We start from the raw sequence: 11,785 nt of genomic DNA on the forward strand, positions 1-11,785 counted from the left end.
GAGCGAGGCGGAGTTTGCCATGAGATGGGCGCTCAACAGGCTGGCGCTGGCCATCACGTCGATGGTGGCGCTGGCCTTCCTCGTGCCTCTCGCGGTGGTGACCCGCCAGCTCGCGTACGACCGGGCCATCGGTGATGCCCGCCAGCAGGCTGCCGCGATGGTGGCGGCGCTCGCCGTGGACGAGGATCCACACCTGCTGACGCGCGCGGTGATGAGCACCACCGCCGGCAGCGAGGGACGACTCGCCGTGCACCTGCCCGACGCGGCCCCGGTCGGGGTGGTGCACGCCACTGCCACCGACGTGGCACTCGCCGCCGGATACCGGCGTCCGGTCACCGCAGACACGAGCGGTGGTCTGGCCTACCTGCTGCCGACGGTGATCAGCGACGGGCAGACCGCGGTGATCGAGGTACACGTGCCCCGCGAGGATATGGAGCGTGGGGTATGGCGTTCCTGGCTGGCCCTGACGGGCCTCGCCGTCATCTTGGTCGGTGGCTCCACACTCGTTGCCGATCGTCTGGGTAGCCGGATCGTGCGGTCCACCCGCCGGCTCGCCGGTGCCGCCCGACAACTCGGCACCGGCGACCTGACCGCCCGGGTCGCCCCCGACGGCCCGGCGGAGCTGCACGATGCCGCACAGGCGTTCAACGGGCTTGCCCAGGACATGCGGCGGCTGATCGACGCCGAGCGGGAGATGGCCGCCGACCTGTCGCACCGTCTGCGTACGCCGCTGACGGCACTGCGCCTCGACGTCGAGGCGATGCCGCCCGGGCCCGTCGGGGAGCGGATGCGGCAAGCCTGCGACCTCCTCGATGAGGAATTGGAGGCCATCATCACGGGGGCGCGGAGCAGCGTGGGCGAGCGTGACACCGAGTGCACCGACCTCGTCGAGGTGCTGGCCGACCGGCTGGCGTTCTGGGCCGTACTGGCCGAGGACCAGCAGCGGCCCTGGACGGTGGTCGGCGGCGATCGGCAGGTGCCGCTGCCGGTGCCACGCGGTGATCTGATCCTGGCGGTGGACGCCCTGCTCGGCAACGTGTTCGCGCACACCCCGGAGGGATCGGCCTTCCAGGTCACCGTCTCACCGGACGCGCTCGTCGTCGACGACGCCGGTCCCGGCATCGCCGACCCCGCCACAGCCGTCCGACGCGGCACGAGCGGAGCCGGTTCGACCGGGCTCGGCCTGGACATCGTGCAGCGGATAGCCATCGCCGCTGGCGGTCGGCTGCACATCGGAACCGGGTCGTTGGGTGGCGCCCGGGTGGCACTGGTCCTGGCGGCGGGCGCAGCATCCGACCTGCCGTCCGTGTCGGGCGAGCGCCGTTGGCACGCCGACCGCAGCTGAGCCGACGCGGTGCACGTACCGCTCCCGGGTGACAGCGGATCGTGCTTTAAGAAGCGTTTTCGCCGTCTTTAAGGCTTTGTTATTGCACTCATGCCTAGCGTCCTCAGCCGTAACTCGAGGAATGCCGGAGAGTCCGGCAACCACCGACAGGACGGTTGACGAACGATGAACACTCGCAAGCTCATCGCCTACCCTTTGACAGCTGTCGCGGCCGCGGCCGGCTCGACACTGGTATTCGCGTCGCCCGCCTCGGCACACGGGTACGTGGCCTCGCCGCCGAGCCGGCAGGCGCTGTGCGCGCAACGCGCCGTTCCGGACTGCGGCCCAATCACGTACGAGCCGCAGAGTGTGGAGGGGCCGAAGGGCCTCAAACGCTGTGACGGCGGGCTTTCCCAGTTCGCCGTGCTGAACGACAACAACCGTGGCTGGCCGGCTCGGGAGGTGGGCGACACCGTCACCTTCAGCTGGACGCTGACGGCTCGGCATCGCACCAGCACGTGGGAGTACTTCATCGGCGACACCCGGATCGCCCAGTTCGACGGTGGTAACCGACAGCCCGAGGCGGTCGTCACCCACCGGGTCGATCTGAGTGACTTCGCGGGCCCGCAGACGGTACTGGCGATCTGGAACATCGGCGACACACCGATGGCCTTCTACAACTGCATCGACCTCGACGTGCAGGGTGGAGGTACCACCCCGCCGACCCAGTCGCCGACTCCCAAACCCACCAGCACGCCGACGCAGGAACCGACCGGCCAACCCACATCGACTGCCCTGCCCACCAACCCAGGGACGCCAGGTCAGACCGGTGGGCCGACCGCCCCAGCCTGGGCAGCGGGTACCGCCTACCGGGTCGGCGACGAGGTCGCCTTCGACGGAGAGCGCTACCGTTGCCGGCAGGCTCACACCGCGATTCGTAGCTGGGAGCCGTCGCTGTTCACTCTCGCCCTGTGGCTGCCGGTGTGAGGCGCGCAACCAGGGCCGTCGCAGCCCTGTTGACAGCCGTCGGAGCGGCACTGTGGGTGGCAGGCTGTGGCACCTCGTCCAGCACGTCGGAACCCCCTGCACCGACCTCCGAAGCCGTCCAGGTCAGCACCACCCACAACGCCGCCGATGTGATGTACCTACAGATGATGATCGCCCACCACGGGCAGGGCCTGGAGCTCGTCCAGCTGGCTGGAACCCGTGCGCAACAGGAAGAGATCAAGACACTTGCCGCTGCCGTCCAGGCCACCCAGGACGACGAGGTCACCATGATGAGATCGTGGCTCGACACCTGGTCGAAACCGGCAGCGGTCGACCATGACCCGGCCGCGCATGCTGAGCACGGTGGTTTGCCAGCTACCGGGCCCGAGCAGATCGCCGCGCTGCGGGACGCAACGGTGACCGACTTCGACCGGAGTTTCATCAACCTCTTCGTCGCCCACCAGCACAACGCGGTCGAGATATCCCAGTGGGAGGAGGAAAGGGGGAAAAACCCGGAAGTCAGGGATTTCGCCCGCAGGGTTCGGGAATCCCGTGCCGACCAGATCGCACAGATGCTGGCGTACCTCAACAGCTGACGGACGCCCAGGTCGGGGTACTGACGGATCCCGGCCTGGGCGAGCCATCAGGCCGCCGAGACATCCGCCCTGGCCCAGTTGACGGTCGACTGGGCCAGGTGATGGCTTCGAGGTCGTCGGATAGGGACCGGCGGTGATCGTGATGGTGGTGTATGTGCCGGCCTTGGAGTTCGATCGCATCGATAGCGCCGGGTAGTCCAGGCGAACTTGCGACAGACGGGCCGATCTGGTGCGCCGTCACGTAAGGCCGTAGGGGATCACGGGACAGGGGCGCCGAAGGTCGTCAGGTCACCAGGTCACCAGGCCACTCCGGTAGGCGTACACCACCGCCTGCACGCGGTCGCGCAGGTCGAGTTTGGTGAGGATGCGCGACACGTAGGTCTTCACGGTTTCCTGACTGATCACCAGTGTGGCAGCGATCTCGCTGTTCGAGAGACCATCGGCGATCAGGCGGAGTACCTCCAGCTCACGTGGGGTCAGCGGAATGTCGCCCGAGCTGCCCTCCGCGGGCCTGATCCGCGCGGCGTACCTGCCCACGAGCTGGCGGGTCACCTCGGGGGCCAGCAACGCCGCACCGGTGGCGACGGTCCGGATCCCGTGCAGCAGCTGCGCCGGCGGCGCGTCCTTGAGCAGGAAACCGCTCGCCCCTGCCCGGAGCGCCTCGTACACGTATTCGTCCAGGTTGAACGTCGTCACCACGAGTACCTTGACGGGATTCGCCACGCCGGCTCCGGCGAGCAGACGGCTCGCCCCGATGCCGTCGAGGACCGGCATCCGCACGTCCATCACCACCACGTCCGGGTGTACGCGGCCGGCGAGTTCGACCGCCGTTCGCCCGTCCCCACATTCGCCCACCACCTCGAGATCGGGCTGAGCATCGATGATCGTGGCGAAGCCGGTACGGATCAGCGCCTGGTCGTCGCAGACCAGGACTCGAACCGGTACGGTCATTCGGGGCTCTCCTCGGGAATACGCGCCCGCACGACGAAGCCGCCGCCCGACCGTCGCTCCGCGCTCAACTCACCACCGAGCAGGCCGACTCGCTCGCGGAGCCCGGCGAGCCCTCGCCCGCTCCCACCGAGCTGACTGGTACCCGATCTCGAGCCGTCGGTGCTGATCTCCACGTTGATCTCAGCCGCTTCGTAGCGCACGTGGACCACGGTACGGATGCCGTAGGCGTACTTGAGGGCGTTCGTCAGAGCCTCTTGCACGACCCGGTACGCCGCCATCTCGGCCTTGCCGATCGTGCCGCGGGGGCCGCCCTCCTCGGTGAACTCCACCGGATGGCCGGTCCTCCGGATCCGCTCTACCAGGGCGTGGAGTTCGCCGACGGACGACGGCACCGGCTCGGCGCCATCGTCCGGGTCGAGCAAGTCGAGCAGATACCGTAGATCCGTGATGGCCCGCCGACCCGTGTCAGAAACCGCGGCCAGGGTCTGATCGAGGCGCTCGGGAGCCGAGGACAGGTACCGCGCCGCCTCGGCCTGCACAACCATTGCCGTTACGTGGTGGGTCACGACGTCGTGCAACTCCCGAGCGATGCGGGTGCGTTCAGCGATACGGGTGGTCTCCGCAACGTGGCGGCGGCGTTCCGCCTCCCCGGCCCGGGACAGCCGAAGCCAGACCCCGATCCCCCACGCGAAAGCCAGCACCAGATAGAACGTGATGAACCCCGCGAGTCCCTCCGTCGAGCCGAGCCGGTCGAGTGCGACCGCCAGCAGCACGTACGCTGCGGACCCGACAACCGCGACGGTGCGCCGGTGCCGTTCCAGATGAGCGCCCGCGCTCAGCAACGCGACGGGCAGGGCAATGCCCGCGACCGTGTGATAGCCAAGCAACTGGTCGAGCGCGAAACCGAACGACACCAGGGCGAGACAGCCAGCTGGCCACCGGCGACGTAGGGCGAGCGGGAGACACTCCAGGGCGACCACCACGATCGCCAACGCGTCCAGAGGGCGAGTTGGCAGGTCGCCGAGTTGCGTCCCAGGGACGTGGAGCGCCGGTATCAGCGAGGCCGCGACGAGCAGCAGCGGGAATGGCAGATCCCGGACAACGGCATCGGACGATCGCCAACGGTCCAGGATCTTCCCGGGGCGGATCATCGCGGCAGCCTAGCGACCGCACCGGCCGCGTTCGCGCGCCGGGCAGCGGGCACGATCCCGCCACGCCGGCGGGCCAGCCACATGAACACGATAGTCAGCCCGGCACCGGCGAGCACGGCAAACAGGCTGGCCTCCGGCCCGAACTCGCCGCCACTGACCGCGACCGGCCCCGACATCACGCCCTCCAGTAGCCCCGCCGGCTCACTACTACCCGATACCGCAACGCCGAAGAGCCCGGCCTGGGCAAAGTTCCAGCCAAAGTGCAGCCCGATCGGCACCCACAGCGTGCGGGTGGCGGCATAGGCGGCGGCGAGCATTCCGCCGGCCTCGATCGCGATGGCGACCGAGCTCCACACACTGGCGTTCGGATTGAACAGATGCGACAGCCCGAACAGCAAGCCGGTCAGGGTCAACGCATTCCATGTCCCGAATCGCTGCTCAACAATCCGAAACAGAATGCCCCGGAAGATCAATTCTTCCGTCACGGCGGCGCCGGCCATGATACCGAAAAGCGTCACCATGCCGGCCGGGGAGCCCCAGCCGGCAACCCGATAGCCGCCGAACAGCGCGATACCGCCGAGGACGACCGCGAACATCCCGACACCGATCAGCATCCCTCGACGAGTCGCGGCACCAGCTCCGGTCAGGGCCACCTCCACGGGCACACGGCGTTCGGTCCGACGCACCACCCACCCGTACGCGAACACCGCGAGCACGGCCGTCGCGATGCCGAGGGCCAACGTCAACAACGCACTACCGGTGGCCGCGGCAACGCCCAGACCGCCGACGAGGGCAACCGCCATGACGACTCCAAGCTGCTTCAACAGCCGCATGACAACTCCTTTGTGAGAAACTGCTGCCATCGCGCAGCGGCTTGTGCTCCACGTTATGGAGTCACCGACCCAAAAACGTCACCGCACGGAGGACACCTGCCGGTAGCTCGCACGGGGGACAACACCGACCTCACGCGGGAGTTGGACACGCACCCTGGACGGGGCTGGTGTCGACGAGACGACCGGGCGGCGGGCCAACATCCGTAACGGGCACGGGGCCAAACGCACTACCCCTGACTCCAACTGATTATCGTGCAGCGCCAACCATTTGGCCTCGCGACGACAACTGGTTGTCCAATGAGCAGTTGCCATACCTAAAGCGCTGGGCCGAATTTGGGTGACTGAGTCCGGGACGGTGTACGCATCATCCCGGCCAGATACCGGGTTGATAACACGCCTGTCCGCCATCGCGTGTCTGGTGTCACAGTGGCAGACACTTCAACACCCTCGTAAGCCGAGCACCCTGAGGAGGCACTCCTATGCACGGGAAACTCCTGAAAGTGGTAGTCGCGGCGACCGCTACCGCCATGTTGGCCACCGCCTGCACCGGCAGCGGCAACGACCCAGAGGAAGGTAACGATCAATCTGGCGGTAAACTGCGGGTCTACGCCTCAGAGCCGGCGTACCTGCTGCCGTCGAACGGCGACGACGAGCCGTCGATCTACGTGATCCGTCAGCTCTACCGCGGTCTGGTCAAGTACAACGCCGAAACTGGTGATGCGGAGATGGATCTGGCCGAGTCGATCACCTCGGACGACCAGAAGCTCTGGACGATCAAGCTGAAGGACGGCTACACCTTCGACAACGGTGAGCCGGTCGACGCCGACTCCTTCATCCGGTCGTGGAACTTCGCCGCCTACGCGCCGAACGCCCAGAACAACGGCTACTTCATGAAGCGGATCGCCGGTATCGACGAGGTCCTGCCCAAGGACCCGGACGGCGAGGGCCCGGCGGAGGCCCCGGCACCGTCGGTCGAGACGATGTCCGGCCTGACGAAGGTCGACGACCTCACCTTCACCGTCGAGCTCAAGGAGCCCTTCACCGGCTTCCCGACCATTGTCGGGTACTCGGGCTTCTTCCCGATGGCCCAGGCCTGCGTCGACGACGCGGATGCCTGCAACGAGACCCCGATCGGTAACGGCCCTTACAAGATCGACGGTAGCTGGGAACACGACATCGAGATCAACCTGGTCCGCAGCGACACCTGGAAGGGCGAGCCGGGCAAGCCCGACGAGATCTACTACCGGATCTTCGCCGACGTGGACGGCGCCTACGCCGCCTTCCAGGCCGGCGAGCTGGACGTGATGTACACGATCCCGCCGGCGCGCTTCAAGGACGCCAAGGCCAGCTACGGCGACCGGCTGTACGAGCAGGAGGGCGACAGCCTCAACTACGTCGGCATGCCGCTGTACGACGACAGCTTCAAGGACAAGCGGATCCGCCAGGCATTCTCGCTGGCGATCGACCGGCAGTCCATCATCGACGCTGTCTTCGACGGACGGTACACCCCCGCCACCGGCTTCGTCGCGCCGATCTTCGAGGGCGCTCGCGAGGGTATCTGCGCCTACTGCGAGAAGGACGTCGAGAAGGCCAAGGAACTGCTCGCGGCGGCCGGTGGCTGGCCGGAGGGCAAGAAGCTGACCCTGTGGGCCAACGCGGGTGCTGGCCACGACGCCTGGCTCCAGGCCGTCGGCGACCAGATCAAGGCCGCACTGGGCATCGACTACGAGCTGAAGGTCAACCTGCAGTTCGCCGAGTACCTGGACGTGGCGGACAACCGGGAGTTCACCGGCCCGTTCCGGCTCGGCTGGGGTCCGGACTACCCGTACGTGGAGACCTACCTGACTCCGCTGTACAGCACCGGCGTCGACAGCAACAACAGCACCTTCAGCAACCCCGAGTTCGACAACCTGCTGAAGCAGGGCGACGCCGCTCCGACCATGGAGGAGGCCATCACCTTCTACCAGCAGGCTGAGGACATCCTGGCCGAGGAGATGCCGGTCATCCCGATGTTCTGGCGCAAGGAAGCGGCGGTCTACAGCGAGAACGTCGACACCTTCGTCTGGAACCAGGTCTCCGGCGCCGCCTACGGTGCGATCTCCCTGAAGTAGAACCGAGCGTCGGCAAACAGATCCAGCCAGTGGAAAGAGGTGGGCCGGCACCGCCGCCGCCATGCCGAGCGCGAGCAGGGGTGGCCGCCGTCGCCTCGTACGCGCGGCCCTGGTCAGCCCGGGTGCACATCTGCCCCGGGGCTCGGTCGAACTGCTCCGGACTGATGTACGCACCATCCCGGCCGGGTATCGGGTTGATAACACGCCTTCTCGCGATCGCGTGTCTGGTGTCACAGTGACAGGCACCTCACACCCCCTCGTGAGCCGAGCGCCCTGAGGAGGCACTCCATATGCGCGGGAAATTCCTGAAGGTGGCGGTCGCGGCGACCGCCACCGCCATGCTGGCCACCGCCTGCGGTGGTAGCGGTGACGATCCGGAGGAAGGCGCCGGCCAGTCCGGTGGCAAGCTGCGGGTCTACGCCTCAGAGCCGGCGTACCTGCTGCCGTCGAACGGCGACGACGAGCCGTCGATCTACGTGATCCGTCAGCTCTACCGCGGTCTGGTCAAGTACAACGCCGAGACCGGTGAGCCGGAGATGGATCTGGCCGAGTCGATCACCTCGGACGACCAGAAGCTCTGGACGATCAAGCTGAAGGACGGCTACACCTTCGACAACGGTGAGCCGGTCGACGCCGACTCCTTCATCCGGTCGTGGAACTTCGCCGCCTACGCGCCGAACGCCCAGAACAACGGCTACTTCATGAAGCGGATCGCCGGTATCGACGAGGTCCTGCCCAAGGACCCGGACGGCGAGGGCCCGGCGGAGGCCCCGGCACCGTCGGCCGAGACGATGTCCGGCCTGACGAAGGTCGACGACCTCAGCTTCACCGTCGAGCTCAGCGCGCCGTTCAGCGGCTTCCCGACCATTGTCGGGTACTCGGGCTTCTTCCCGATGGCCCAGGCCTGCGTCGACGACGCGGATGCCTGCAACGAGACCCCGATCGGTAACGGCCCTTACAAGATCGACGGTAGCTGGGAACACGACATCGAGATCAACCTGGTCCGCAGCGACACCTGGAAGGGCGAGCCGGGCAAGCCCGACGAGATCTACTACCGGATCTTCGCCGACGTGGACAGCGGCTACGCCGCCTTCCAGGCCGGCGAGCTGGACGTGATGTACACGATCCCGCCGGCGCGCTTCAAGGACGCCAAGGCCAGCTACGGCGACCGGCTGTACGAGCAGGAGGGCGACAGCCTCAACTACGTCGGCATGCCGCTGTACGACGACAGCTTCAAGGACAAGCGGATCCGCCAGGCATTCTCGCTGGCGATCGACCGGCAGTCCATCATCGACGCTGTCTTCGACGGACGGTACACCCCCGCCACCGGCTTCGTCGCGCCGATCTTCGAGGGCGCTCGCGAGGGTATCTGCGCCTACTGCGAGAAGGACGTCGAGAAGGCCAAGGAACTGCTCGCGGCGGCCGGTGGCTGGCCGGAGGGCAAGAAGCTGACCCTGTGGGCCAACGCGGGTGCTGGCCACGACGCCTGGCTCCAGGCCGTCGGCGACCAGATCAAGGCCGCACTGGGCATCGACTACGAGCTGAAGGTCAACCTGCAGTTCGCCGAGTACCTGGACGTGGCGGACAACCGGGAGTTCACCGGCCCGTTCCGGCTCGGCTGGGGTCCGGACTACCCGTTCCTGGAGACCTACCTGACTCCGCTGTACAGCACCGGCGTCGACAGCAACAACAGCACCTTCAGCAACCCCGAGTTCGACAACCTGCTGAAGCAGGGCGACTCCGCTCCGACCATGGAGGAGGCCATCACCTTCTACCAGCAGGCTGAGGACATCCTGGCCGAGGAGATGCCGGTCATCCCGATGTTCTGGCGCAAGGAAGCGGCGGTCTACAGCGAGAACGTCGACACCTTCGTCTGGAACCAGGTCTCCGGCGCCGCCTACGGTGCGATCTCCCTGAAGTAGAACCGAGCGTCGGCAAACAGATCCAGCCAGTGGAAAGAGGTGGGTAGCAGCCGTGAATCGGCCCGGACACCCTCCGGGCCGAAACCGAACGGCTGCTACCCACCCCGCTACCCACCCGACCCCGCCACGCTACGCGCGGCGGGGTCCAATACGACTGCACCGAGCCAACCTACGATGGCGGCGAGAGCCGGCTGGTCGTTGATGACGCCATCGCCGCGCAGCCCGGGTTCCGCTCAACCTCGCGGGAAGCGCCCAGCGAGGGTAACTGGTGACGATCAGTCGAGATCGACCCAGTCGAGGGTGCGTTGGACGGCCCGTTTCCAGCGTTCGTACTCGGCCTCGCGTTGCTCCGACGGCCAGGTGGGCTGCCAGCGGCGGCTTTCGTTCCAGTTCTCGCGGAGCTCGTCGGTGCTGCGCCAGAATCCGACGGCGAGGCCGGCGGCGTAGGCGGCGCCGAGTGCGGTGGTCTCGGCGACCACGGGCCGGCTTACTGGCACCCCGAGGATGTCGGCCTGCAACTGCATGCACAGGTCGTTGACCGTGACGCCGCCGTCGACCTTGAGACACTCCAGTGGTACGCCGGAGTCCGTGGCCATGGCCTCGGCGACGTCTCGGCTCTGGTAGCAGATCGACTCGAGGGTGGCCCGGGCGATGTGGGCGTCGGTGTTGAACCGGGACAGGCCAACGATCACGCCGCGGGCATCGGAGCGCCAGTACGGGGCGAACAGGCCCGAGAAGGCGGGCACGAAGTACACCCCGCCGTTGTCGTCCACCTGGCGGGCCAGCATCTCGCTCTGCCCTGCGGTGTTGATGATTTTCAGCTGGTCGCGTAGCCACTGCACGGCCGAACCGGTGACGGCGATCGAGCCCTCCAGCGCGTACACCGGCGCCTGGTCGCTGAACTGGTAGCAGACGGTGGTGAGCAGCCCCGCCTGGGAACGGACGATCTCCGTGCCGGTGTTGAGCAACATGAAGTTGCCCGTACCGTAGGTGTTCTTGGCCTCTCCGGCAGCGAAACAGACCTGACCGACGGTGGCCGCCTGCTGATCGCCGAGATCCGCGGTGAGCGGGACCGAGCCGGTGAACGGGCCATGGGCGGCGGTGACACCGTACGAGTCCGGGTCGGACGACGGCCGGATCCGCGGCACCATCGCGCGGGGAATGTCGAAAAACGACAGCAGCTCGTCGTCCCAGTCCAGCGTCTCCAGGTTCATCAGCATGGTACGACTGGCGTTGGTCGGATCGGTGACATGCACGCCGCCCGCGGTGCCGCCGGTCAGGTTCCACAACAGCCAGGTGTCGGTGTTACCGAAGATGGCCTCCCCACGCTCGGCCGCCTCCCGGACCCCGTCCACGTTCTCGAGAATCCACTGGATCTTGCCGCCGGAGAAGTACGTCGCCGGGGGCAGGCCGGCCTTACGACGGATGACGTCTCCCCGGCCCGAGCGTTCCAACGCCGAAGCGATCCGGTCGGTCCGGGTGTCCTGCCACACGATCGCGTTGTGGTAGGGCCGGCCGGTGCGCCGGTTCCACACCACGGTGGTCTCCCGCTGGTTGGTGATCCCAAGCGCCGCGAGGTCGGTGACGGCCAAGCGATGCTCGTAGAGCACCGTCTGGATGACGGTCTGGGTCCGCTCCCAGATCTCCACCGGGTTGTGTTCGACCCAACCGGGCCGCGGCAGAATCTGCTGGTGCTCGAGCTGGTGGTGACCCATGTCGTTACCACCATGATCAAAAATCATGAAACGGGTACTGGTGGTGCCCTGGTCCACCGCACCAACGAAATCGGCCATTCGGAAGCTCTCCTCTGCGGGTCGTCCGGATGAGTCGATCAGACGTGAAGCAGCTGGGGTACCGCAAAACGGACCAAAATCGGACGGGCAACAGGTCCGGTTCCGGTCGAAACGTTG

Annotated in this window: 9 protein-coding genes; 5 read left to right on the forward strand and 4 right to left on the reverse strand. The window is 67.0% G+C overall.

The features are described from left to right. Positions 1-19: 19 nt before the first annotated feature. The 3 genes from STROP_RS12355 (at position 20) to STROP_RS12365 (ending at position 2,907) form a co-directional block, all read left to right on the forward strand. A complete protein-coding gene (locus STROP_RS12355; protein WP_012013682.1) occupies positions 20-1,345 on the forward strand; it encodes a sensor histidine kinase in 1,326 nt (441 codons plus the stop codon). A gap of 165 nt (positions 1,346-1,510) precedes the next feature. Further along, entirely contained in the window at positions 1,511-2,311 is an 801-nt protein-coding gene (locus STROP_RS12360) for a lytic polysaccharide monooxygenase (protein ID WP_012013683.1), read from the forward strand. A 56-nt stretch (positions 2,312-2,367) separates the two neighbouring features. Next, positions 2,368-2,907 (forward strand): DUF305 domain-containing protein, encoded by a 540-nt coding sequence (locus tag STROP_RS12365; RefSeq protein WP_012013684.1) that lies wholly within the window; start codon positions 2,368-2,370, stop codon positions 2,905-2,907. A gap of 288 nt (positions 2,908-3,195) precedes the next feature. On the opposite strand, the gene STROP_RS12370 is transcribed toward STROP_RS12365, so the two are convergent. The 3 genes from STROP_RS12370 to STROP_RS12380 are packed head-to-tail and all read right to left on the reverse strand — an operon-like array spanning position 3,196 to position 5,842. Next, positions 3,196-3,858, reverse strand: coding sequence for a response regulator (locus STROP_RS12370; protein ID WP_012013685.1), 663 nt, complete (start codon positions 3,856-3,858; stop codon positions 3,196-3,198). Further along, positions 3,855-5,009 carry a sensor histidine kinase gene (locus STROP_RS12375; protein ID WP_012013686.1) on the reverse strand — a complete coding sequence of 385 codons (1,155 nt, stop codon included), beginning with the start codon at positions 5,007-5,009 and terminating at the stop codon, positions 3,855-3,857. The genes STROP_RS12370 and STROP_RS12375 overlap by 4 nt, the downstream gene beginning before the upstream one ends. After that, positions 5,006-5,842 (reverse strand): CPBP family intramembrane glutamic endopeptidase, encoded by an 837-nt coding sequence (locus tag STROP_RS12380; RefSeq protein WP_012013687.1) that lies wholly within the window; start codon positions 5,840-5,842, stop codon positions 5,006-5,008. The genes STROP_RS12375 and STROP_RS12380 overlap by 4 nt, the downstream gene beginning before the upstream one ends. Before the next feature lie 479 nt (positions 5,843-6,321). Here STROP_RS12380 and STROP_RS12385 point away from each other — a divergent pair, with 479 nt between their 5' ends. Then, complete coding sequence (locus STROP_RS12385; protein WP_012013688.1) at positions 6,322-7,953, forward strand: peptide ABC transporter substrate-binding protein; 1,632 nt, start codon at positions 6,322-6,324, stop codon at positions 7,951-7,953. Positions 7,954-8,243: 290 nt separating this feature from the next. Further along, the gene (locus STROP_RS12390) at positions 8,244-9,875 is read left to right on the forward strand and encodes a peptide ABC transporter substrate-binding protein (RefSeq protein ID WP_012013689.1); all 1,632 of its coding nucleotides are present in this window, start codon (positions 8,244-8,246) and stop codon (positions 9,873-9,875) included. Positions 9,876-10,150: 275 nt separating this feature from the next. Here the strand turns inward: STROP_RS12390 and glpK are convergent, their stop codons facing one another. After that, a complete protein-coding gene (glpK, locus tag STROP_RS12395) occupies positions 10,151-11,668 on the reverse strand; it encodes a glycerol kinase GlpK (RefSeq protein WP_012013690.1) in 1,518 nt (505 codons plus the stop codon). Positions 11,669-11,785 lie beyond the last annotated feature (117 nt).

Source organism: Salinispora tropica CNB-440 (genome assembly GCF_000016425.1).
Lineage (GTDB): Bacteria > Actinomycetota > Actinomycetes > Mycobacteriales > Micromonosporaceae > Micromonospora > Micromonospora tropica.